General features: G+C 70.1%; 14 protein-coding genes and 3 pseudogenes. 7 read left to right on the forward strand and 10 right to left on the reverse strand.

What is annotated here, in order from left to right; genetic code table 11:
* Positions 1 to 97: 97 nt before the first annotated feature.
* Together ACIBVL_RS09785 and ACIBVL_RS09790 are read right to left on the reverse strand one after the other, a co-directional pair.
* Complete coding sequence (locus tag ACIBVL_RS09785; protein ID WP_399094893.1) at positions 98 to 769, reverse strand: response regulator; 672 nt, start codon at positions 767 to 769, stop codon at positions 98 to 100.
* On the reverse strand, positions 754 to 3,099 hold the full coding sequence (locus ACIBVL_RS09790; RefSeq protein WP_399094623.1) for a histidine kinase: 2,346 nt from the start codon (positions 3,097 to 3,099) through the stop codon (positions 754 to 756). Before ACIBVL_RS09790 ends, ACIBVL_RS09785 begins: the two co-directional genes overlap by 16 nt.
* Before the next feature lie 137 nt (positions 3,100 to 3,236).
* Here ACIBVL_RS09790 and ACIBVL_RS09795 point away from each other — a divergent pair, with 137 nt between their 5' ends.
* On the forward strand, positions 3,237 to 4,346 hold the full coding sequence (locus ACIBVL_RS09795) for a lysostaphin resistance A-like protein (RefSeq protein ID WP_399094626.1): 1,110 nt from the start codon (positions 3,237 to 3,239) through the stop codon (positions 4,344 to 4,346).
* Positions 4,347 to 5,260: 914 nt separating this feature from the next.
* Entirely contained in the window at positions 5,261 to 6,202 is a 942-nt protein-coding gene (locus tag ACIBVL_RS09800; RefSeq protein WP_399094629.1) for a hypothetical protein, read from the forward strand.
* Between the two features lie 279 nt (positions 6,203 to 6,481).
* Here ACIBVL_RS09800 and ACIBVL_RS09805 read toward each other — a convergent pair.
* The 4 genes and pseudogenes from ACIBVL_RS09805 to ACIBVL_RS09820 form a co-directional block, all read right to left on the reverse strand.
* A pseudogene (locus ACIBVL_RS09805) lies at positions 6,482 to 6,685 on the reverse strand (penicillin-binding transpeptidase domain-containing protein); the annotation flags it as partial.
* A gap of 342 nt (positions 6,686 to 7,027) precedes the next feature.
* Complete coding sequence (locus ACIBVL_RS09810) at positions 7,028 to 7,585, reverse strand: hypothetical protein (protein WP_399094632.1); 558 nt, start codon at positions 7,583 to 7,585, stop codon at positions 7,028 to 7,030.
* A gap of 196 nt (positions 7,586 to 7,781) precedes the next feature.
* Positions 7,782 to 8,099 (reverse strand): hypothetical protein, encoded by a 318-nt coding sequence (locus ACIBVL_RS09815; RefSeq protein ID WP_399094635.1) that lies wholly within the window; start codon positions 8,097 to 8,099, stop codon positions 7,782 to 7,784.
* 224 nt (positions 8,100 to 8,323) lie between these two features.
* Positions 8,324 to 9,580, reverse strand: a complete 1,257-nt coding sequence (locus tag ACIBVL_RS09820; RefSeq protein WP_399094639.1) for a mannosyltransferase family protein — start codon at positions 9,578 to 9,580, stop codon at positions 8,324 to 8,326.
* A gap of 1,892 nt (positions 9,581 to 11,472) precedes the next feature.
* Here ACIBVL_RS09820 and ACIBVL_RS09825 point away from each other — a divergent pair.
* Positions 11,473 to 12,786, forward strand: a complete 1,314-nt coding sequence (locus tag ACIBVL_RS09825) for a beta-ketoacyl-[acyl-carrier-protein] synthase family protein (protein WP_399094642.1) — start codon at positions 11,473 to 11,475, stop codon at positions 12,784 to 12,786.
* 525 nt (positions 12,787 to 13,311) lie between these two features.
* Positions 13,312 to 15,081, forward strand: coding sequence for a protein kinase (locus tag ACIBVL_RS09830; RefSeq protein ID WP_399094645.1), 1,770 nt, complete (start codon positions 13,312 to 13,314; stop codon positions 15,079 to 15,081).
* Positions 15,082 to 15,656: 575 nt separating this feature from the next.
* Here the strand turns inward: ACIBVL_RS09830 and ACIBVL_RS09835 are convergent.
* Positions 15,657 to 18,464, reverse strand: coding sequence for a hypothetical protein (locus ACIBVL_RS09835; RefSeq protein WP_399094648.1), 2,808 nt, complete (start codon positions 18,462 to 18,464; stop codon positions 15,657 to 15,659).
* Between the two features lie 718 nt (positions 18,465 to 19,182).
* On the opposite strand from ACIBVL_RS09835, the gene ACIBVL_RS09840 reads away from it, so the two are divergent.
* The 3 genes and pseudogenes from ACIBVL_RS09840 to ACIBVL_RS09850 form a co-directional block, all read left to right on the forward strand.
* The gene (locus ACIBVL_RS09840; RefSeq protein WP_399094651.1) at positions 19,183 to 20,070 is read left to right on the forward strand and encodes a peptidoglycan-binding domain-containing protein; all 888 of its coding nucleotides are present in this window, start codon (positions 19,183 to 19,185) and stop codon (positions 20,068 to 20,070) included.
* Between the two features lie 122 nt (positions 20,071 to 20,192).
* Positions 20,193 to 20,537 (forward strand): annotated as a pseudogene (locus ACIBVL_RS09845) (PadR family transcriptional regulator); the annotation flags it as partial.
* A 60-nt stretch (positions 20,538 to 20,597) separates the two neighbouring features.
* Positions 20,598 to 21,152 (forward strand): annotated as a pseudogene (locus ACIBVL_RS09850) (HAAS signaling domain-containing protein); the annotation flags it as partial.
* A 77-nt stretch (positions 21,153 to 21,229) separates the two neighbouring features.
* Here ACIBVL_RS09850 and ACIBVL_RS09855 read toward each other — a convergent pair.
* The 3 genes from ACIBVL_RS09855 to ACIBVL_RS09865 are packed head-to-tail and all read right to left on the reverse strand — an operon-like array spanning position 21,230 to position 24,182.
* Positions 21,230 to 22,441: an ABC transporter permease gene (locus ACIBVL_RS09855; protein WP_399094654.1), complete on the reverse strand. Its 1,212-nt coding sequence runs from the start codon at positions 22,439 to 22,441 to the stop codon at positions 21,230 to 21,232.
* A complete protein-coding gene (locus ACIBVL_RS09860) occupies positions 22,438 to 23,214 on the reverse strand; it encodes an ABC transporter ATP-binding protein (RefSeq protein ID WP_399094657.1) in 777 nt (258 codons plus the stop codon). Before ACIBVL_RS09860 ends, ACIBVL_RS09855 begins: the two co-directional genes overlap by 4 nt.
* Complete coding sequence (locus tag ACIBVL_RS09865) at positions 23,211 to 24,182, reverse strand: peptidoglycan-binding protein (RefSeq protein WP_399094660.1); 972 nt, start codon at positions 24,180 to 24,182, stop codon at positions 23,211 to 23,213. The genes ACIBVL_RS09860 and ACIBVL_RS09865 overlap by 4 nt, the downstream gene beginning before the upstream one ends.
* Positions 24,183 to 24,241 lie beyond the last annotated feature (59 nt).

Below are 24,241 nucleotides of genomic sequence, written 5' to 3' on the forward strand. Positions count from 1 at the left end.
CCCGAGACCCAGCCTGGTCCAGTGCTCACTCGTACTCACCGATGCCCACACCGGCCGCAGCCCCGCGCTGCGGCGGGAGCGCTCGGGGTCGGCCCGATTACCCTGCTCCCGCCGTTCGAGGGCGGATCAAGCCGGTTTCATAGGCGAGGATGGTTGCCTGCACCCGGTCACGCAGTGCGAGCTTCGTCAGCAGCGCGTTGACATGCGACTTGACCGTCCCCGTTGTCACCCCGAGTTGCAGCCCGATCTCGGCATTCGTCAGCCCGGATGCGATCAGTACCAGCACTTCCCGCTCGCGGGCGGTCAGCCGCTCAAGAGCACCGGTGATCGTGGGCGGCAGCGGGGCACCGTGGGCGAACGCCGAGATCAGACGGCGCGTCACGGCCGGGGCCAGAATGCCGTCCCCGGATGCCACCACACGAATTGCGCTCAGTACGTCTTCGGGCAGGGCGTCTTTGAGCAGAAAACCCGAGGAACCGGCGCGCAGTGCTTCATAGACGTAGGCATCCAGGTCGAACGTGGTGAGCACCAAGACGCGCGGTCTGCTGTCCAGTGCGGTGATCAGCCGCGCGGCCGTCAGCCCGTCCATGCCGGGCATCCGTATGTCCATCAGCACCACATCGGGCGCCTCCTGCTCCGCGAGCGCCACTGCCGTCGCACCGTCGGCAGCCTCCCCGACCACTGACAGATCGGGTTCGGCATCGACGATCGCGGCGAAACCCGCGCGGACCACCGCCTGGTCATCAACGACCATCACTCGTATGTGAATGGGGACGCCTCCTCCACAGGGACCGACGAAAGTTCGGTCGGCAACCAAACCAGCACCGTACCGGTCCGGTCGAAGGAGATCCGTCCGCGCGCCGCATCGGCCTGCACCCGAAGGCGCTCCGCAACGGGACCGGCGACCGCCAGCCGAACCCCACTCACCGAGATGAGCAACTCGTCGCGCCGACGGCGCAGCACGACCCGGGCGGCCCCCGTGTCGCCCGCGCCGAGTGCGGCCTCCACGACGCGGTATGCCGCCAGGGCGACCGACGTCGGCAGTTCTCCGGCCGCCTCAGGCACGCCTTTGAGTGTCACTTTCCTACCGCCGGCCCGTAGCGTGCCGCACAGCCCCTCGAGTTCGGCGAGGGTCGGCTGAGGCACGTGCCGCTCGCTCGCGCCCTCGCCCTCGTCACTGAGCCGGTGCAGCAGCTCTCTCATGGCTTCCAGTGCCTCCCGCGCCGCACTGGCGACGTCATCCAACCGCCGGTCCGCCGCACTGGTCACAACCCGCGCCGTGTGATCCAGAACAGCGTCACGCAGGCCGACAGCCACGCGCCGCCGCTCGGCCTCCGCGAGAACCGCCGCGCGCCGCACCGAGTCGGTCACGGCCGTGTCCTCCCGAGCCAGGACGCGAAGGCGACGGGCGCGCACGGCCGCGCCCGCTCCCCACACGCAGGTCAGGAGGATCCACGCGAGCACCGCCAACACGCCCAGCAGCAAGACGATTTCGGCCGGTAGGACAGCAACACCCCATATGGTGCCGTCGGCCGCCACCGGCACCACGACCACGGCTGCCAGGGATACGCCCGCGACGGCCGGCGCCGGCCAGGTTCGCCGGACACCGGACCCGTAGGCGGCCACGGCGTACACGGCCACGGCCTCGGCCGGCACGCCACCCGCCAGGTAGTGGACCAAGGGCGAGGGCAGCACACCCGACACATGCACCAGGGGCCACAACCATGCGGTGGCAGCCACTCCTGCCAGGGCGGCCCAGGGCCGCTGACGCCGCCACAGCAGAGGAAGCGCGTGTACGGCAAACAGGACCATCAGCGTTGCCACGCCGGCCGGCCCGCCCACGTCGGCACCCTCCTGCGCGGCCGTCAGCACGAACAGCAGAGGCAGCAAGGCGACAGCGGCGACGAGCCAGGAACTGGTCAACCACTCACCCCGCAGGAAGCCGCGCCGCCGGGCGGACACCTGCTGGTGTGGACCGGCGGAGTCGGGCAGGCGGGCCCACACCCGCCATCCACCGTCCGTGCCCGGCCCCGCCGACAGTTCACCGCCGACCGCTGCCGCACGCTCCCGCATGCCCGCGATGCCGCGCCCGGACCCGAGGCCGCTGCCGTCTGCGCGCCCGGCATTGCGTGGCGCCGCGTTGTCGATAGTCAACTCGAGGACGTCGCCGTCCCGCCGTACGTGGACACGCACCTCTGCACCGGGGGCGTATCGCAGGGCGTTGGTCAAGGCCTCCCGCGCGATACCGAAGACCGCTTCGGCCGCAGGTCCCGCCAGATCCGGGGGAAGTTCACAATGGATCGGGCGTCCCAGCAGGCCGAATCCGGCGACCAGCTCCTCGATGCGCGCCGTCATCACCTGCGGTTGTGACTCGTCCGCGGTGCGCATGATCTCCACCAGCCGCTGCAGGGCGGTGAGGGTCTCACTTCCTGTGCGCTCGGCGAAGGACAGCGCCTCGTCGACCAGTTCCGGCCTGGTCTTCCCGAGTCTGCGGGCGGCTTCCACCGTGACGACGACCGAGGTGAGGTGGTGGGCACTGATGTCGTGCAGTTCGCGGCCGAGCCGGTGCCGCTCGGAGTCGGCGGCTCGCCGCCCGCCGTCCTCGGTCTGTGCCAGCTGCCTCACCGCCGCCCAACGTCCTCCGGTCCATTGCCGCCATGCTTCGCCGGCACCGGCGCAGACACTGAAGATGAGAGCCGTCGAGGCCAGGTTCGTCACGATCCCGGATGTCGTACCTTCTCGCGTCACCGTCAGCAGGCCTTCGTGGACGATGACCGCGGCCGTGGCCCACACGGTGACCGCGCTCCGGCACCGCGCCGCTACCGAGAAGAGCGCGATGAAAACGCCGATGGCGGGATACTCGTCAGAGACAGCCAGCCTGCCCAGCGCCGATGCCGCGAGAGTTCCCGCCAGTGCGGGCAGCGGCTTGCGCAGTCGGAAGCCCAGCGCAGCGCATTCCGCGGCGGTGGCCGCCAGCGCGCCGAGAACGGGGGCCGTTCCGGACGAGGGTGCCCCGGTGAGGTCAGTGCCGGTCCGCAGAAGGGCCATCTGTCCGACAGCCAGGACCAGCGGTAAGAACCAGTTACGTATGGTGTCCATGTCGGACACGAGCGTAGAGAGATACTTCGCACGCGTGGATCTGCCCGAGGCAGGAGATCCTCTCTATCCAGAGACAGACGCGTTGTTCGTGCCGCAGACCGACACGATGGCCCGGTAGCGGCCGGGAACCTTGTGCCATGACCTTTTCAACGCCTCCTCCCGTCCTGCCCGACGCCCCCGCTGCGGGCGGCTCTCACCTCTACCATCGGCTGGCCCACGCCACCGGCCGCCACCGATGGTGGCGCCCTCTCGTCGGCACCGTCATGGTGCTGGCAGGCTGGTTCCTGCTGATCGCCGTGGTGGACGCGTTCGCCTACGGGATAGGTACGGCCAAGGGATACCCGGAAACCCCCGACGGCGGCGTCGACTTCGGCCCTGTCGCGAACACGGCGCAGACCCTGGGTTCCCTCGCTCTCGGGATCCCCGTCGTCCTGCTGACGGTGCGCTGGGTGGGCCGGCGACCGGCCGGCACCGTGTCCTCCGTGGACGGGCGACTGCGCAAGCGCTGGCTGGCGCTGTGCGTACTGGTGGCGGTACCCGTTGTGGCGCTGGGCATGGTCGGCATGCTGCTCATGCCGAGCGGCGAGACCTCCGGGGCCGCCGACGAGGTCTGGGTCGGTCTGCACCGCTTCCTGCCCGCACTGGTGATGCTGCTGGTGCTGGTACCGCTTCAGGCGGCCGCCGAAGAGTACGTGTGCCGTGGCTGGCTGGTGCAGGCGGTGGGTGGATTCTTCCGTTCCCCGTGGATCGCCGTGCTGCCACAGGCGGTGCTCTTCGCCTCCCTCCATGGTTGGGGCACCACCGCGGGTTTCATCGACCTCATCGTGTTCGGCGGGGTCGCCGGATGGCTGACCGTCCGTACCGGCGGACTCGAGGCCGCGACAGCGCTGCACGCGGTGAACAACCTCGCGTCGTTCGCGGTGGGCGCGGCCTTCGTCGGAGGGCTGGACTCCGACGAGACGGCGGCCGACGCACCGTGGCAGATGGTGGCCGTCGACACCGCCGTGACCCTCGTCTTCGCCGCGGCAGTGCTGTGGCTCGCCCGGCGCCGCTGGCCGCACGGTGCCGTCTCCTCCCCCACCACCGGCCCTGCCGGCAAGGCTCCGCACTCCCACGAACACGCCTACGTTTCCTGGACACCCGAAGGCCGGCAGCCATGGCACACGGCCGGTGAACCGACGGCCCCGGTCGTGGCCCACAACCATCCCTGGTCGGACCGGCACTCGGCGGAGGGCGAGCGGCCATGAGGACGAACACCCTGTATCCCCTCCACAGGGTGCGTACACCACGCGCACTGCGCAGGAACGCCGCCTCCGCAGGCCGTGCCGCCGTCTCACGCGCGGAGGGCAACAGGCAGTCGTACGCCGGTGGCGATCTCGGCACATCGGGCCGGCACGGCGGCTGCGCCGGTCATCCTTTCCTCCCCGGGAGCGGGCTGCGGTACGGATCGTGCACAACGCCCACCGGGCAGGGTCGCTCGCGGCATCCGCGCCGCTCCCGGCTGTCACCGCACGGGCGTTGTGCGGTGACAGCCGTTCACGTCCTCCGCGTCCCTGGCAGGGGCTGTCAGGTCCGGAGGGCCCATGGGGGCCGGTGTGCGCGGGCGACACCGGCGATCCGCACAACGGGCTCCTCGCCCGAACGGTTCACCGTCTGCGCTTCCGCCGCGCCCGGGTTGTGGCGTGCTTCGCACGGCAACGGAACGGCAGGGAAAGAGCAAGCTCCCTGTGTGACTCTGCGGCTTCACCGGCACGACGGCAGGAAGGCCTTGGCAGTGAGTGAGCAGCGGCGAGCAGTAGTGATCGGCGCGAGCGTTGCGGGGCTGTGCACCGCACGCGTACTGGCGGACAGATTCGACCACGTACTGGTTGTCGACCGGGATGTCCTCCCCACCGGGCCGGAGTTCCGGTCGGCGGTGCCCCAGGGACGGCACGCCCACGGCCTCCTGGAGACCGGTCAGCGAGCCATGGATCAGCTGTTCCCCGGTGTCACAGCGGAAGTCGTCGCGGCCGGCGGGGCACGCCTGGACCACCTTGGCGACTCAAGGGTGTTCCAGTACGGCAGCCCCTTTCGTCAAGTCGTCTCCGGGTGCCACTTCCTCAGTGTCACTCGGCCGTTTCTCGAGTGGTCGCTGCGTCAACGCGTCCTGGCCCTGCCAAATGTGACCGTTACTCAGGAATCTGCGGCGGTCGGCCTGTCCGGCGACGCACACCAGGTGACGGGGGTGCGGCTCGCCGACGGCGAGACACTCGCCGCGGACCTGGTCGCCGACTGCACAGGCCCGTCGGCGCGTTCCGACAGGTGGTTGGCGGGCCTGGGAGCTCCCGGGCCCGAGGTGTCACAGGTGAAGATCGGCGCGGGTTACTCCAGCCGGATGTTCAGACGGCTCCCCGGCGAGCGCGTGGGTGGGGCAGCAGCCGCTTACGTCCTCGCCTCGCCTCCCGGAAGTCCGCAGGGAGGCAATGCCGTACCCGTGGAAGGCGACCGCTGGCTCATCAGCCTGCACCAGCTGCATGTGGACGAACTGCCCGACGACGACGCTTCGTTCCTCCAGTTCGCCAAGAACCTGCCCGATCCGTCGATCGCGGAGTTGGTGGCCCGTGCCGAGCCGATGGGTGACATCTGCCTCCATCGCTTCCCGGCAAGCCGACGACGGCATTTCGAGCGGCTGCGGCTGCAGGACCTTCCCGTCGGCCTCGTCACGGTCGGGGACGCGCTGTGCACGTTCAACCCCGTCTACGGGCAGGGAATGACCAGCGCCGCTCTCCAGGCACTCGCCCTGGGCAGCACCATTGACCGGCACGGACACCGCGGGACGCGGACGGCCGCCGCCTATTACGACGCTGCGGCCAAGGCGGTCGAGGTTCCCTGGGCTCTGGCGGCCGGCGGAGACTTCGCGTTCCCCCAGACCCGCGGCCCCAAGCCACGCGGAACCGACCTGGTCAACCGCTACGTGCGCGGTGTCGCAAGGGCCGCGCAGGTCTCTCCCGCGGTCGCCAAGGGATTCGCCTCCGTGGCCCACCTCGCGAAGCCCCCGACGTTGCTCTTCCGCCCGTCGGTGGTGGCACGCGTCGCACGAGCGGCCCTCCGCTCCCGGGCGTGACGGCCTGCGGCGACATCTGCCCGCCGAAAGATCCGCGCGCAGGGGGCCGCACGGCCCGGCCCTGCGTACCGGCCCACGCTGCTGGGCGGCCGCCCGGAACCCGGCCCGTTGGTGGGCGCGCCGACGCCCTTCTTCCAACGGTTCCATCCGGTGACCCGGTCGAGACTGAACGGGTGACGGATGTCGCAGACCACCAGCTCGCCCGGGCCCATCCGGGCTTGCCGGTCCCCCTGGATGATCCCCAAGGGTTCGTCAGTGCGATCGTTCTTCCGGGCCGAGTCACTTCCTGGATTCGAGTATGTCCCGCACGACTGGCCCCGCGGCGTCGCCTCCGTGGCCGCCCTGCTCCACGACGGCCGCCGCGGCGATGTCGTCGCGGTAGCCGGTGAACCAGCTGTTGGACACGGCGTCCCCCGCGGCCCCGGCCGGGCCCGTCTTCGCTCCGATCTCGCCCCGCAGCCCCTGCAGGGCCTTGGCCGCCGTTCGAAAGGGGGGTCAATTTCCTCCGGCACCACGGGCTCCGCCGGAAACGGTTCATGTGTGGCGGTGAGACCGACGGTCACCGCTCCCCACAATCCGCATGACCAGGTGCGGACGCCCCATCCGGAATCATGCGCCTCCGTCGCCGCCTCGGGCTGGACTCCAGGACGCGACGAGGGCCCCGCAGCTGATGTGCAGCGTGCTGGGGCCCTCGTCGGGTGGCGGCCCGCGATGACAACCGACTCCGACGTCACCCTTGTTGCGGTGCGGTGGCGGAGTCACCCAAGGGACGTCAACGACCTCGTCGTATCGGGTTGACCGAACGTCCGCCCGAGTTCATGAATCTCATCGGCCGGCACTGGTGCCCGAGGCACTCCCCTTGGACGCGGCGCCGCGCATGTACTTTTCCAGCGCGTCTTCGAGACCGGGCACACCCTCCTTCGGGAGAGAGGCGAACCACGTGCCGCCCACGCCTTCGCCCCTGGCCTCGCCCGGCTTGGTGTCCTTGGCATAGCGGTAGACCGGCATTCCCCCCACGGTCAGCTGCTTCGTGCCGTCCGACCGCGACAGTGAACCGATCAGGGCAGGGTCCAGGCCCGGCGGCAGCGAGGCGCCGTCCGCAGGGACGGGCGGCCAGAGCTTCGCGCAGGCCTCCACGCAGGCGGACTTGGGGGGATTGGTGCTGTCCTTGGTGAAACGGTAGAGGGTGAAACCGGTTGCGTCCGTGACGGTCGGCCCGAGCTCGGGATTGACGGCCAGGGCCAGCGCCCCCGCGGGAGCCGGCGCACCGTTCGTCTCGGGTGCCTTGGCCGGCGGAGCCGTCACCTTGTCCGAGGAGATCACCGACTCACTCGGCTTCACGTCGCCTTTGGTGGCGCCGGACCCGCAGGCAGCGGTCGTCATGAGGGCGACGGACGTCAGAGCGATTGCCCCAGTACTCCAGGTCTTCATTACATCCAATTTCTTGTGGCTCCCAGCGGGAGTGTGTACCGGACACTGCTACGAGCAGAGAGAAGGAGAGGTTCAGCCGCTGTTGACGGCTCAACTCGCGCCGCAGCCGGCCACCGGGGTTCGAGGCAGGTTCGTACTCGCCTTCGGACTACCTGCTGAGTAGGCCCTGGTCTGCGTCTGCCTCGTGAGCTGCACGGCTACGGCGTCCGCTCCAGCCCTTGCCGATGAAGGGACTGAGCAGCGCGCAGACCACGCTCACCACTGCCAGGCGCACGCTCCACTCGCCTACGAACGAATTTCCGACGCCGGCCAGTACGGACGTGTCGAGCAGCCAGGTGTTGACCGGATAGGTGGCCACACAGACGCTCAGGACCATCCAGAACGGCGGCTCGTTGCGGAAGGAGAAGGCGGAAGCAGCGCAGATCACGACGATGCTGAGCGCGATGATGAGTGAGGTGGAGGTCATGACCACCAGCATTCCGGTGCCCGTACGCCCCATCATCGGCCGTCGGCAGGAAAGGCGTCTCTACCGGAAGATAGGGAACGGCAGCCTTCATGGTCGCGGTAACTGCCGCGCGCGCTCGGCCGGAAGGCCATGACCAGGAGGTGGGGGTGACGCGCGCAGGACTGGGATCGGTTCGGCCGCGCCCTTGGAGTCCGGCGGCTCGGGCGCCTGTCGTCCAGCAGCGGTCAGCCGGCCCAGCGTCCGGAGAGGAAGGCGACTGCGAAGACGGTGGAGAGCGGGGCAATGGTGGACAGGTAGACGTTCTTGACCCAGGTACGGCTCAGGCTCCAGGCGGCCAGAGCCGTCCACAGCGGCCACCACAGGAGGGTGGCGCGGGGTATGGACATGTACCAGTACGAGGTGCCGAGGGCCCACAGGCTCAGAGCGGTGAACGTGGCCTCGGCCCAGCGTCGGTGCCGCAGCAGCCAACCGAGCAGCAGGACGCCGACCACCATGGCCAGGAGTTCGGCCTGCCACATGAGGGCGTATCCGGTGGCGTAATGGCCGTCGAAGCTTGCGTTCCAGGTGGTGGCCCAGGCTTCCCACGGCAGATGGAACGTGCGCTTCCAGCCCCGCTCCTGCGCGTGTTTCCATGCCATCCAGTCCCCGGTGCGCGTGTACAGATACCAGGCGTAGAGAAGGGCGGGCAACGCGGGCAGGCCCAGCCAGGCCGGAGACCGCCAGGCCCGGCGCCCGTCCCGTGCCACAAGTAATTCCACAGCCAGCGCGGCGGCGAGGAACAGGCCGCTGATCCTGGTTGCGGTGGCGCATGCGGCGAGGATCGCCGCGAGGGGCCAGCGCCCTCGCTTGGCTGCGAGCCAGGCCGGCAGTGCCAGCGCGAGGAAGAGGGATTCGCCATAACCGGCGGCGAGGAAGACCGCACACGGTGAACACAACAGGAGCTGCACCGCTCGGGGACCCGCAGCCGGACCAGCGGTGAGCTGGGCGATGCGGGCCAGCGCGAGCATGGCGACGGCACCGGCCACCAAGGAGATCAGCAGCCCCGCGACCGTCCAGTTGGGGACGAGGAGGTGCACGGTGCGCAGGAGGAGCGGGAAACCGGGAAAGAACGCTTCCCGGTTGTCGGAACGACCCGACGTCCCGGGCGAGTCGGGGAAGTAGCCGTCCTGGGCAATGCGCTTGAAGTGCTGCCAGTCCCAGTGCTCCCACCGGGAGAGCACCGGCGGAGCCTCTGTGGCGTCCCGGTTCTCGGGGAACAGCCAGCCGGTGCAGTACGCGGTGCCCCACAGGCCGATGCGGGTCAGCAGGTACACCTGCAGCACGAGACGGTCGGTGGCACCGAGCCGGGCCGCGAGCCGCCCGGTCCATCGATGACTGCCGCGCCGTGGGCCGGGATTGTACGGCTTCGGACGGCCCGTCGCCCCCGTATGCGGGCCCGGTCCGGTACCCCGCCTTCGCCTCCAGCCACGTCGGCACCGCATTCCGTGGTTGGTAGGGGCGGGGGCGGGAGATGCCTTCGCGGGTCTTCCGGGGGTTGCCGCGGACATGGTGTCTCTCCGATCGGTGTACGAAGGCGCGCCCAACCGCCGGCGGCGCAGACCCGTGTGTACGGCGAGGGGCCGGCCGCCCCCGCGGACAGGCAGGGCGCAACGACCCGCTTGGCCCAGGGCGGGGCGTTGCTCTCGCCGGGCCTACGGCTGCGGCCGGTTGCCGCACGCGGCTGTCACTTGACCGTCGGGCGGAGAGGTGCGCCGAGTCCGCCGGGCGGGGAGGCGCTCGGCCCGGAGCCGGGCGGGAGGACGTACGTCCTTGGCTGCCCTATGGGCGCGTGGTGGTGACCTCGCCGACCGGGGCTGTGCCGGGCGGCCTGGAGGGGGAGGGACCGGACAACCTCCCATTCGGCTCGGGGGAAGGGACGGTGGCCGGCACGTCGCCGTTGGAGGAGCCGGACAGGAGTCCGGCGGCACCGGTCAGGCCGCCGAACACCAGGAGAGCGATTCCCAGGACGGGTGGCCGTCAGACGGCGGCGCGCACGCTCAGCACGGCACCTGATCGCCTAAGCCGGTGCCGGGCTGCCCGCGCCTTGCACGGTTACGGCCATCCCCTTGAGAGCGGACACCAAGGGGTCGTCTCGGTGCTCGCGGCAGCCGATGCCCTGCCGGGCTCGAGCCCGGAGTCGACCGCAGAAGCCAGGGCCGCCGCCGCGAGACGGGCCTGTGCTCGCGCGGGAACTCCGTGCATCCCGCGGGCGCCGGGCACCGCTACTTCGGGACGCCTGCGTGGTCATGTGTCCTGCTGGGCCGCTCAAGCGGCTCGATATCGTCGTGGTACGGGACATAGGTGCCCCGCCGCCACGCGTACCAGTACACATAAGCGGCGCCCCGGAGCACCGCGATGGAGCCGCGGACCAGCACATCGGCGATCATCAAGTCCCTTACACGTCAATCGGATCTGGCAAACCGCCGGTAGCGGCCCCCGCTGTTGGCACTACGACTGCTCCGGTTCGCAGGTTCAACCTCCTGCACCGGCGTTCGCCCGGTCCGGCAGGCCCTCGACGCAGTCGAAGAGTCGGCGGGGAGGGGTCCAGCAAACCGTCGGCTCCCCCGGCAGCGTGCCCGCCAACGCGCAGAAGCAGAGCAGCAGTCCGGGCTGGTAAGTGAGCACTTACAGCCCCGACGCTCGTTCCTGTCGGCCTTCAGTGACCGGCGTGGGGACATGTCATCGGACACTGACCCGGGGCTACTCCGTCCCCGACGCCATCGCGGGCAAGGCATCTGATGAACCAGCGGAGGAGCTCTGCTCCACGGAGGCCGTCGCTGTGGTGGTGCAGATCCCGGGCGACTCGGCGTGAACCGTCGGCGTGCTCCGCTCGTTGTGCGGAAACGTAGGATCCGGAAGAACGACTCCCACATCTGCTTCACGACAGATCGGGAGAGCATGAAGCGATTTCCTCTGGGTGTACTGCCTGCTGCCTCGTTCGCGGCAGCTCTCGCAACAAGCGGGCCGGCGCATGCTGCTGACTCAAAGGAAACACAGATATGGGTTGATTACAAAGGAAAGTGCCTGACCGTGGTCGATGGGCACATCAGGGTGGGCGCCTGTTATACACCTGAGTCAAGATGGATTAGCGAAGCACCAATGAACGACAAGGGACTTCGATGCTCTCGTCGCCGGGCACGGTCCAGGGCCGGGCAGGTGAAGCCGGACCGCTGTCCCTCCCATCGCGCCGCCGTTGACGCACAGCGATGAACCCCGCACGGAATTCGGCCGTTACATGCACGACGGGCGGCGTGGTCGAGCGGGGGCACGGTATCGGCCGCCCCCCACCCGGACCAGATTCTTGCCCGGCCACAGCCATGGAGTGAACGTATCCGTGAACCCTAACTCATCCCTCCGCGCCGTCGTCGTCACCGGTGTAGGTGCGACCACCCCCCTGGGCGGGGACGCCGCGTCGACTTGGGAAGCACTGCTCGCCGGGCGTTCCGGCGCCACCACCCTCCACCAGGACTGGGCAGCCGAACTCCCCGTACGCATCGCCGCGCCCGCCGCCGTCGAACCGACCGACGTGCTTCCCCGGCACGTCGCACGCCGACTGGACCGCGCAGCACAGTTCGCGCTGATAGCGGCACGGGAGGCATGGGCGGACGCCGGTTTCACCGGCAAAGCCGGTGCAACCGGCTTGTCGTCCGACGGCGGCAACGGGACCGGTCGCATCTCGGCCCCGGCCGACCCGTACCGCGTCGGCTCGGTCGTCGGCACCGGCGTCGGTGGCGTGACGACCCTCCTCAGCCAGTACGACGTGCTGCGCGAGCAAGGGTCGCGCAAGGTGTCCCCCTACACCGTGCCGATGCTCATGCCGAACAGTCCGGCCGCCTATGTCGGCATGGAGGTGGACGCACGGGCCGGTGTTCACACCTTGGTCAGTGCCTGTGCGTCCGGCGCGGAGGCCATCGGCTACGGGATCGACATGATCCGTACCGGCCGCGCGGACGTGGTGGTCGCCGGCGGGACCGAAGCGGTCATCGTCCCCCTGAACCTCGCGGCGTTCGGCAACATGATGGCGATGTCGAAGCGAAACGACGACCCGCTGACGGCCTCACGACCGTACGACAAAGGCCGTGACGGCTTCGTGCTCGGAGAGGGCGCCGGCGTCGTGATCCTGGAGGCGGCCGAGCATGCCGCCCGCCGTGGCGCGGCCGTCTACTGCGAGGCAGTCGGGCAGGGGTTGTCCGCCGACAGCTACCACATCGCTCAGCCGGAGCCGACCGGTCGCGGTATCACGGCGGCGCTGGAGCAACTGCTGGACACGACCGACATCAGGCCGTCCGAGATCGCACACATCAATGCGCACGCCACGTCGACCCCGCAGGGCGACATCACCGAACTCAAGGCCATCGAGAAGGTGTTGGGCGACAACATGGGTCATGTCGCCGTCTCCGCCACCAAGTCCATGACCGGTCACCTCCTGGGCGGCGCGGGCGGTATCGAGACCGTCGCCACGGTGCTGGCCCTGCACCACCGGACGGCGCCCCCGACCATCAACATCACCGACCTCGACGACGCGATCGACCCATCCTTGATCTCCTCGCGCCCCCGTCCCCTGCCGGGCGGCCCTCTCGTCGCCCTCAACAACTCCTTCGGTTTCGGCGGCCACAACGTGGTCCTCGGCTTCCGGGTCGGCGACTGACGATGAGCTGTCAGCGGAGCGTGCGTACGTGACGTCGTACCTGACACACCTTGAGCCGGCCGAGTCCGGCGCAAGGTGGACGATGGTGAACCCACCTCGAGTCCTCACCGTTGTGCGAAGCAGTGACAGGCGAGCCTCACAGTCACCTGTCCCCCCGGTCCCCGCCGGTGGGATCGTGCCGACGCCGTGACCCGGCCGCGGACGGCGTACCGCTGCATCCATGCTCGGCCCTTCCCGTGCCGCACCGGTGACAGTTGCGGCTGCTCGCCCCCACGGCGATCGCCGCCCCGCGCTTCACCGCGCCCGTGCCGTCGCTCACGGCAAATCCAGATCGACCCCTCAATGAGCGAGACCGATGGGGGAGTCATGCGATGCGAAGGCGTCGCGGACCGAAATATGCCCCCCGACTGACAGCGCGCTCTCCAACTGGCGGCAGTCAGAGGGCCATTGGGCGGCCCTCCGGCCACCGGAGTGCCGCGCCGCCGCCGGCCGGATCGGCCGTGCGGCAACGGAAAGGAAACCACGGTGTCCGACGTAGGACGGCTGATCGCCGGCCGATACCGCGTTCTCGACCGGATCGGACGAGGCGGCATGGCCACCGTCTGGCGCGCCCACGACAATCTTCTGGGCCGCGAGGTCGCCGTCAAGAAGCTCCATGCCCAGCCGCAGCTCGACGACGACGAACTCGCCACCCTCTTCGAGCGTGCCCGGCGAGAGGCCCGCAGCGCCGCCCGGATCAGCCACCCCAATGTCGTTGTCGTCCACGACGTCGTGGACGACGAGGGCCTGCCCAGCATCGTCATGGAGTACGTGCCTTCCACCACGCTCGCCGACTTGATCGAGGCACATGGCCCGGTCCCGCTCGAAGAGGTCTCCAGGATCGGCCGTGGTGTGATCGCCGCGTTACGGGCGGCGCACCAGGCCGGCATCCTGCACCGGGACGTGAAGCCGGCCAATGTGCTGATCGCCGAGGACGGCCGGGTGGTCCTCACCGACTTCGGTATCGCCCAGGCCGTCGAGACCTCGCATCTCACCCGCACCGGCCAACTTGTGGGGTCGGTCGACTTCATCGCCCCCGAACGCCTCGTCGGCGCCAGGCCGGGCCCGGAGGCCGACCTGTGGGGGCTGGGCGCAACCCTCTTCCAGGCGGTCGACGGCCGCTCACCGTTCCTCCGGGACTCAGTGACGGAGACGATGTACGCCATCGCCATGGAGCCGGTTCCCGAGGTACATGGCGCCGGTCCGCTCACCCCGCTGATCCAGGGGCTGCTCGCCGCCAACCCGGCCGAGCGCCTGTCGTCCGAGGACGCCGAGCGCCTGCTTCGGCCACCGGTCGGCGAAACGGGCTCGTTTGTTGGCTCCTCTGTCGCTCCGCCCGCCGTCGCTGCGATCACCGACGACGCTCCGCCACCGGCGACGCAGTTGGAGGCGGGGACGAGGGCGGCGCCCGCGTCGGAGTCGGAGCCCGCGTCGACGATGAAGTCGGAGTCGGGGCGGAACCCGGGTCACGGAACGGATGAGCCATCCGCTGCCGGGAACCCCTCAGAAGGCCCGCAGCCCGCCACGACCGACCTGCAGGCGCACCGGCCTTCGGGCCGTTCGAAGAAGCCGGTCCTGATCGCCGCAGCGGCCGCTGCGGCAGTACTGATCACGATCGCCTGGCTGGTCACCCCGATGACGGAGAAGGGCGGCAGGAGCGCCACGGCATCGGACGGCCCGCTCCCGGCCGGCGACACCACACATCAGTCCACGTCCGCACCCGCGGCCTCCTCTCCCGTCTCGTCACGCTCCGCGAGTACCGGCGTCACGCCGCCGACGCCGCTCACCCCGTCGCAGTCGCAGTCCAAGGCCACGCAGAAGGCCCCCGAGCCGGAATCCGAAGGCGAGAACCCGTCCAAGGAGAGCGGATCTGACACGGTCGCCCCGGCCGGCCGTGCCCTGGTGGTCGCTGCCTCGGGGAAGTGCCTGAGCAGTGGCGACGGGACCGAGGGGATGCAGCTGTTCCCGGCCACGTGTGACGGCTCCGCGGCGCAGCAATGGCGGACCGGATCGGATGGAACCATGCGGTCATCGGGGAAATGCATGACCGTCGCCGGAGGGGCGACCGCCGACCGGACCGAGATCCGACTGGCCGGCTGCGTCGGCAACTCCGGCCAGAAATTCCGACTCGTCGGCACGAAACTGATGGCCGATCAGTCACGGAAGTGTGTCGACATCTTCGGGGGCGCGAGCGGAACGGGGGCGGTTCTCTGGGAATGCAACGGGAGGGACAACCAGGTCTGGACGCTCCGCTGACCGCCTACCTCCTTCCGGGTCCGATTCACCGTTGCGAGTGAACCCGATTCGGAATGCGCCCGTAGCACAGACGGTGGCGTCGCTGTGACCCGGGCACGCAGTCCGCGGGCGCACAGGTCGTCGTCGACGGCCACCTGGTTGAGCTGGAGCACCGAGCCACAGCGACCACCTCTGTTTGTGCGCGCCGACAGCGTCGATCTTGGGTGCCACACCGACTCCGCCGTCGTTCCAGGCCGTGACGTAGGTGTCGGAGTCTGCGTGCCGGATGTTTTGGGACGACGGGAAGTCCGGCTGCCCCCTCTGCCCGGGTCAGCCGCGACGCAGCCGGAGAAGTACAGGCCGCGCCCGTTACCGTCCAGGCATTGGTTGACGCCCGTGTTCCTCAGGCGGACGAACCCGTCCCTGTCGTAGGTGACCTCCCACTGTGTGCAGAGGGTGTCGCACGGGGCCTGGCCGACGGTGTCCGAGAACGCTCCGACCGCCGCCAGGCACTTGCATCCGCCTTCGCCAAGAGCGCATCCCGGGTCCGGTTCACCCGCAACGGCGAACCGGACCCGGAAGGCCTGGTGGGCCCTTTACTGAGCGTCCACCACCGTGCCGGTGATCACGGGGCCCCCCGTGGACTCGCCGTCGTCGCTCCAGCGGATCAGCTGGAGCCGCACCGTCTCGTCCGCCTCGCTCACCGTGTCCACGACGGTGGGTATGGTCACGTCGGCGGTCAGCTCCCCCGCGGGGAAATACGCGAACACGCGGAGCCATTCCACCTCGGACAGCGGTCGGGACGGGCTCGGCGACTCGCCGTCGGTCGCCTCCTTGAACCAGTCCTCGGGGACATCCGTGGTGGACAGTTCGCCGCCGCCGACCGGCAGGACGACGACCTCGGCCCCCATGTCGAAGTCGGCGACATCGGACAGCGTGATCCGCCAGGTCAGGGTCTGCCCCTCGGTGACCCGGTCCGCGACCGGCGTCACGGTCATCTCGGGCGCCGGGTCGTCGTCCTCCACGGTCACGCCGCCTCGGTGGGAGCCGACCACGGCGTTGTGGACCGCCTTCACGAACACGTCAAGTGATCTGCCGAGACCGTGGCGGGTGTTCCCCTCCACCTCGACCGGCACATCGATGTCGGTGCTGCCGGGCCGCACCGTCACCACCCGGGACGTGACCTGGCCCTTGACGGGATCGGCGACGAAGAGCCGGACCTGACCGCTGCCCTGCCCGGACACCCGCACCGGCACCCGATAGCTCCGCACCCCGGAATCGCCTTCCTCTACCGTGAGCCGGCCGATGTCGACGCGCGGCAGCGTGGCCGGCCGCACCACGGGCGTGCCGGGGCGCCAGCCCCAGGCGTCCATCAGCCAAGCCTGTCCGGACCGGCTGCTGGGGGTCAGTTCCAGGGTGTTCACCTGATTCAAGTCCAGTCCGGCCCGGGTCGCGGCGGTCAGCGGGACGCGTATCTCCTGTCCCCAGTACGAGGCGGTCCGCTCGGTCCCCGGCAGTCCGTCGAGGCTGATCGGGCCGAGGGCCGCCCGTCGGCCCGAGGTGTCGGAGAGGGAAACATCCAGCCGCGTGCCGGTGGTGTTCGGCGGCACGATGACCCGCAGGCTCAGGTCCTGGGCCCCGGCCAGGGAGACCGGCCGCGCGGCACGCACCCGTACCGCGGAACCCGGCGTCGACCAGTCCAGCGCAACGGCGTGGCGGCCCGGCTCCCGCGAGGTCCCCCAGTAGGCGAAGTGCGGAGAATACCCGCGCGTTTCGCGGGCCAGACAGGCGGTGGCCGGGTCGGGATCCACCTGTGCGCACAGCCGGCCGCCGTTTCCGTCCACCGTGATCGAGGGGTCAGGCAGGAAGGCGCTGGTGCGGCCGGCCCCGACGGCGTGGGTGAGCACGCGGGCCGGGTCGGCGGACGGTGCCCGCAGGTCCGAACCGTCCAGCAGCGGACGTACCCGGTCGTCGCCCGCCAGGAACAGCCGGGCCGCGGCGGCGATGTACGTGGCACCGGCGGTCTGCTGCTGAACGGCGGTCAGTCGGGTCGCGGTGCCCGGCGAGCACACCGGGTCGGGTGCCTCCCCCTTCCTCTCCTCGAAGTCGTCCGAGGCCGGCGCCTCGGCCTGTCCCGGTGTCCACTCGCTGTTGAAGTAGTTGTGGTTGGCGCCCACCATGTAGACCGCGCTGTGCAGGGCGGTACCCCGGCTGATGCCGCGTGTGCCGTCCACGTAGATCTCCCCCTGCAGATCGGACACGTCGCCGTCGCAGCCCGGCAGGATCGTCATGGACGGCACGTCGGGCGCCGGGTTCTGTCCTGAGGCGGTGGGGCCGATGAGGACGGTTCCGCGGATGTTCCAGCGCACCGGCCCCTCGTAACCGTCCCGGTCGGCGGGCGGCTCGAAGAGGCTGTCCAGTGCGGCCCGGTTCACGCCCTCGCCGCCCCGCGAGTGTCCGGCCAGGAGCACTCGGGACAGATCGGCCCGGGAGGTGTTCCGCACGATCGCCGGAGCCGTGGCCCGGCCGGTACCGGCCCAGTCGGCCCAGAGGGCGAGGTGCCGCCGCACCAGGGAGGAGCGGGCCTGCGCCCCGCCGTCGTCGCGCGCGATGTCCTGCGCGTTGATTCCGTTGGCGGCGATGGACACCGTCACATATCCCTGGGAGGCCAGCAGTTCCTGGGCGCGCAGATAGCCTCGGTAACTGGGTACCGGCTTCGAACCGGTGGGACAGGGCCATGTGCCGAGCTGACCGCCATCGGGGGTGAAGCAGTTGGAGTGGCGGCCGTGCAGGAACAGGGCCAGCGGTCGGCGGCCCGGAGCCCCGGTGGGTGCCACCACCACGGCGCGCATCTCCACCGGTTCCCGCAAGTCGGGCAGCTTCACCGATTCCAGCGCGTACTCGCCGGTCCGCGTCGGGTACGGGCCGGGAACACCGGGGTCCACGCGGTTGGCCGGCAGCAGGGCCGACGGCTCCACCGTCTTGATGGAACGCCGCCGTTGCGGGCCTGCCTCGGTGCCTGCTGCGTCGAGGCGGCGCCCGCCGGCGCGCACCTGCAACTCCGACACCGGGCCTGGCTCCACGCCGATCAGGCTGAGCCTGAAGGTACGTTCGTCCGCGGTGGCCAGCGGCCGGCCGAGGAGCTTGTTTCCTGAGTAGAACTCGACGGCGGCGTCGCCCATGGGCACCGGTGCGGTCGAGCGCCAGATCAACTGCTGCTCGGCTCCCGTGCCGGTGACCTGCCAACCCGCCGGAAGGTGACCGCCGGTGCCGCCCTCGACGCCGTCCGACGGCGCGGACGGTACTGGTGCGGCAGCCTGGCCTGCGTATGCCGGTCCTGGCGATCCCGCAAGCACCGCGCATAACGCGGCGGCGGCGACTATTGTGCGCCGGAAAAGGATCACGCGTTCTCCTGCTCCTACTCCTGCCCCTGCTCGATCGTCTTTGCTACGGGCGCATCCCGGATCCGGTTCACCTCCGACGGCGAACCGGCTTTGGAAGGAGGTGAGGTGAGCCGCCGTCCCGTTGTGCGAAGGGCCACGGTCTGGAAACGGCGTGGCTGGTGCGACGGGCGACGATGCGCTCGTCGATCACGTCCCGGGGGCAGGCCGCGCCGGGCATGGTGCCGTGCAGGTCCTGGAGGTCCGAACCGTGCCCGCTCGCTCGGTTTCGCCGCCCGGACCCTACTCCGGCTCGGAGTTCATGCTCCTGCACCGGCGCTCGTGGCAGGCTCGGCACGCCGTTCGCCGCCGCACGCCGACCGCACGCCCCCGACAGGCCCACGGCACAGGAGCGCGGGCTCTGCTGACGCCTCAGGGGCGGGACGCCGGAGCCCGCTTTCGGGCCGGGTCCCGACACACCCCGCAACGGTAGTGTCGGCGCAGCGGTTCACTCATGCACGCCACAAAAGAGGCCACGTGCCGGCAACCTGCTGCGGCTCGCTACTCCGCGACTTCACAGCCGGGGCGCTCAGGCATGCTCACGGACTCCGTCGTGACGATCGCTCGATGTTCGATGGTCACAAGTGAGCAGCAGTCCGGGCTGGGAAGTGAATACCAGCAGCCCCGACGCTCGTTCCTGTCGGCCTCCAGTGACCGGCATGGACGAGTGAGGGAATTCTGCGTGAGCGAGATCTGGATCAAGGAAGCGGAGCGTCTGGGGGACGGCGCCATCGGCGGGGCCATGGACCTCGTGGTGGCTCCCGCGCGCGCCGTCTGGCACACCACGGAGAGCGGCGCCGGCGACGAGGCGTACCGCGGCGTCGCAGCGCACCTGATCCGCAACAGTGCCGAGCCCCACCTGCTGTACGACCCGACCACCGACCGGCTGGGCCAGTTCGGTCCGCTCGACCAGAGCGCCCGCGCTCTGCGGAACGACGGCAATGCACGGACGAACCGGGTCGGAAAGGCCTGCGTACAGATCGAAGTGCTCGCCCGGGCCTCGAAGCCCTTCACCGGGTACTGGAAACCGGGCCCCAACTTCAGGGCCCTGATGCGTGCCATCCGCTCCTGGCACGTCCCGGACACCTGGCCGGCGGGCCGACTGGCGACCTCTGCCGGCGACGCGGACAACCGCTCCCGCTCCGTATGGCTGAACAAGGGTGGCCACTACGGCCACGCCAACATCCCCGGTAATGACCACTGGGACCCGGGGAACATCGACCAGTCCGCCCTCTTCAAGGCGGCTCCGGCCACCGGCTCGAACCCCGGCTCGGGCTCACGGCCGACGGTCGACCTGAGCAATGTCGTCGCAGCCGCCCGCCGCGATCCGGCCCTCCCCCAGGGCGGTACGACACACAAGGCGGACGTACTCCTCGTGGAGAAGGCACTTGTCGCCGAGGGACTCCTCCCGGCGCAGCGGGCCGACGGCTCCTTCGGCACCGCCACCGTCAAGGCTTACGCCGCCCTGCAGCGACGATACGGATACACCGGAGCCCAGGCCGACGGCATCCCGGGAAAGACCACCCTCACCAGACTCGGTGCGCAACACGGCTTCGCTGTGCGGTCCTGACCGCCTCGGCCTGAAGCCCGCGAAATCGAGGCTGCCCAGCGGCAGCGGCAGCCCCCGGGGGGCCTTCGGCGTACCGGCGAGGATCGACGGCAGCGACGGACGGGCAGCACGGCCGACGACGACTGCCACCCAGGACCACCCGGAGCGGGCGGCCGTGTGCCAGTCAACTCCGCAAGGGCGTGCTGGAGTACTGCGTTCTGGCGTTGCTGCGGGACATGCCTCGGTACGGAGTGGAGCTGTTGGAGCAGCTTGCCCGGATCGAGGTGATGGCGACCAGCCAGGGAAGGATGTACCCCCTGCTGTCCCGCCTGGGGCGAGCCGGTCTCGCCGATACCCACCTACGGGAATCCGACAGCGGACCACCGCGCAGGTACCACACGCCGACCGATGCCGGTCGCAGCACGCTGGGCGCGTTCGCGGCGGACTGGCCCTCCTTCCGTGCAGCCGTGGACCACTTCCTCAACCCCTGGAGAGACGACGTGAACGACACCCTCAACCATCCCCTGGTTCAAGCCTTCCTGACCGGGGTCGACCGGCGGACCAGAGCCCTTCCCGACGACAGGCGCCAGGAACTGCTGGCAGATCTCAGCGAGCGCATCGAGGTGACCCTGGCCGGCTCCGGCACATCGAACGACGAAGCCGTGCGCCGAGTCCTGGACCGGCTCGGAGAACCTCAGGCGATCGCGGACGCCGCTCTGGCGGAGGAAACCGGCAGCCGCACAGGCCCCGAGCCGGACAGCCCGACACGCACTTACCTCACACTGGCCCTCATTGTCCTGCCGTTGCCCCTCTCCCTGGTCCCGGCGGTGGGCGGGGTCCTTGTCCTGGCCACCTTGGCTGCGGGTCTCGTGCAACTGTGGAAGTCCGCTCAGTGGGTGCGCCGCGAGAAGCTGCGGACGACGCTGCTTCTGCTGGCCCCGATGGTCACTGTTCCCGTCCTCGGCGCCGCGTTCTCCCTGCCGTTCGGTGGCCTGAGCGCAGCCGCGCTGATAACCGCGCTCCTGTTGTCCTGGTGCCTGCCCGTCGTGGGTGCCGCGCGGCTGGCCCGATCGGCCGCGCGACTGCGCGAGCCGGTCGCGTAGGCCCTGCCGTCGGCTTCCCACCTCTCCACCGGGCGGACGATGCCGGTTGAAGCGCTCTCCCTTGCGATCGCGGTATGTCATGCGGAGCGGAGCGCCTCCGTGGGTGACATGCGTGCTGCCCTCATGGCCGGGTACAGCCCGGCGACAGCGGCGATGACCACGGCCACGGCAGGTCCCGCGATCACCCAGGTGAGCGGCGTGGAGGTGGGCCACCCCTTGACACCGGCATACACGTGCACGGCCGCACCACCGAGGAGGATGCCGGTACTTCCGCCGAAGAGACCCAGCATGACCGCTTCCACGAGGAACTGTGCGGCGATCTGTCCTGGCCTGGCCCCGAGCGCCCGGCGCAGACCGACCTCGCCCCGGCGCTCCATCACGCCCACGACCATGGTGTTCGCAATGCCCAGTCCGCCGACGACCAGCGCCACCCCGGCGAGCGCGAGGACCATGCCCTCCAGCGCGGTCTTGGTCTCAGCTCGGGCCTTGAGCAGGTCGGAGGGCCGGGACACGGACACCAGGTTCGGGGCGGCCGGGTTCGCGGTCGCGCCGGCGACAGCCTGGACATCGGTGACCCTGGCGGGGTGCGTGCGCACGTAGACGGTGGCGGGGGTCCCGTCGTCACCGAGATGGGCGGCGGACCAGGGCCGGCCGGTGAGCGCGGCGGAGTCGATCTCGGGCGCCAGGAGGTTGGGGGAAAGGATGCCGAGAACGGAGAACCAGCTGCACTGAATCTCCTTGCCGCACAGCCACACTCGCTCACCGGGTGCGGCGGCGCCGAGCCGGTCCGCTGCCTCGGATCCCAGCACCACGACCGGCAGTTTCTCGGTGGACCCGTCCAGCCAGCGGCCGACGCGGACCTTGCCGTGCAGCGTTTCGAGCAGACCGACGCGGGCGGACAGCACCGAAAGGCCGTTGGTCTGAGTCACCGGGACATGGTCGTTACGGTAGATGTCGGCCTTGGTGGCTCCGGTCGCGCTCACCGTCTCGACCGGTGCGACCGCGCCGAGCATGGCGACGGACTCCTTCGGCAATGGCACCGGTTGCTGGTTGACGTCGACGCCCGGTGACACCGTGATCAGGTTGCTCCCGAGGCGGTTCAGCCGGTCCAGCAAGTGGGCCTGGTGCGAGGCGGAGATGCCGGTGACCGCGACCAGAGCGGCGATACCCAGCGCGATACCGAGGGCGGAAAGCGCCGAGCGAAGCCTGCGGGTGCGCGGTCCCACCAGGCCCAGACGGATCAGGTCGGCGAGAGTCAGACGGGCGGCGCGGGCAATGGGCGCGTTCATGCGCGAAACCTCGCTCGGCCGTCTCGGCGGTCTCTGTCGTCTCGGCCGTCCCTGTGGACGACCGCCGGCGTGCGCTCGTCGAAGGCGATCCGGCCGTCCTGGAGACCGATGCGGCGCGGGAAGGTCGCGGCCAGTTCGCGGTCATGGGTGATGACCATGACGGTGGTGCCCTTGGTATTGAGGTCGCGCAACAGGTCGACGATGCTGCCACCGGAGACGGAGTCGAGAGCCCCGGTGGGTTCGTCGGCCAGCAGCAGCGCGGGGCGGCCGACCAGGGCCCGGGCGACGGCCACCCGCTGCTTCTCCCCTCCGGACAGCTCATCGGGACGGTGCCCGAGTCGGTGTTCCAGGCCCACGTCCTTCAACGCCTCCACGGCGCGCTCACGGCGGCGCCGTGCCCTTTCGCCCGTGTGGAGGAGGCCGTTGGCCACGTTCTCCACCGCGGTCTGTGCGGGCAGAAGGAAAAACTGCTGGAAGACGAAACCGATACGGTGCGCGCGCAGCGCGGCGATCTGACTGCCACTCAGGCGGGCCAGGTCGTGCCCCTCGAAGCGCACCCGGCCGGACGAGGGTCGGTCGAGTGTTCCGACGAGGGACAGAAGGGTGGACTTGCCGGACCCGGAAGGGCCCACGACGGCGACGAGTTCGCCGCGCCGTACCTCCAGGTCGATGCCGGTCAGGGCGTGCACCGGCGGATCGCCTCGGTACGTCTTGCCGACGTCCTCCAGGCTCAGTACGGGGCACAGTACGGGCTGCTGGCCGGGTGTGGTCATGTGGGAATCACCACCCGTTGGCCCTCGCGGACCGCGCCGGTGATCTGCGCCCGGGCACCGACGATCAGACCGACCTCGACCGGTACGAGCCGGGGCTCCGACTGCGCGTCGCGGACGACACGCACACCGTATCCGCCGTCAGCGAGGGCCAGCAGAGCTGTGACCGGTACAACCAGGGCGTTGTTCACCTTGCGGTCGGGAACGGTGACCGTGACGCTTGTGCGGCCCTTGTCCAGGGCCGCCCGCGCTTCCTTCTGGCCGTCGAGCCCGATGGTGGCGATGGGGCCTTCGACGCCGCCGCCTTCGCCTCGTTCGTCGGACCTGCCCCCTCCACCGGACGCGCTCGCCCCCTCGGGAGCGACGGCGCGCAGTTCGCCCTTGAGGACACGGCCGTCCGCCAGTTCGACAGAGACATCGGCGCCCGGCGGCAGCTGGGCGGCCTCTCCGTCGCCCAGACCGACCGACGCATAGACGTCCGGTGCGGTGACGGACAGGACGGGGGTGCCGGGTGCCACGACACCACCGCGCACGGCTTGCACCTCGTCGACGCGTACGACGCGGTGGGGAAGCACGACCACCCGGCCGAGCGGGATCCTGCCGGTCCGGTCCAGGCCGAGCGACTTCTGCCAGCGTTTCACCGCCGCCTCGGTGCCGTCGGTGTACCGCTCGTCGACGGTGAGATTCGTGGGGTCGGCGAAGCCGAGGTCGGTGAGGTTCCTTTCGAGTTGCCGAACATCGGGGCCGTCGCTCATGCCGGGGGCGAGGTCGCGCCAGAACGGCCGGGCACCGGTGAAGAGCACCACCGGCCAGGCGTCCGTCTCGTACAGAGCCTCACCGGTCCTGACGCGTTTCCCGATGGGGGGCAGCAAGGTGAATGTGCCCTGGCCCTGGGCGACGACCTCGGCGGCCGGACCGTGTCCGAGGGTGCCGCCGAGCCGCAGGCCGGAAGCGAGGGAAGTGCGTGCCACAGGGGCGGTTTCCGGTGGGCTGTGCTCCTCTGCCGTGGTGTCACGGGATTCCCACGGCC

Origin of the sequence: Streptomyces sp. NPDC049687, assembly GCF_044465285.1 — a bacterium.
GTDB lineage: Bacteria > Actinomycetota > Actinomycetes > Streptomycetales > Streptomycetaceae > Streptomyces.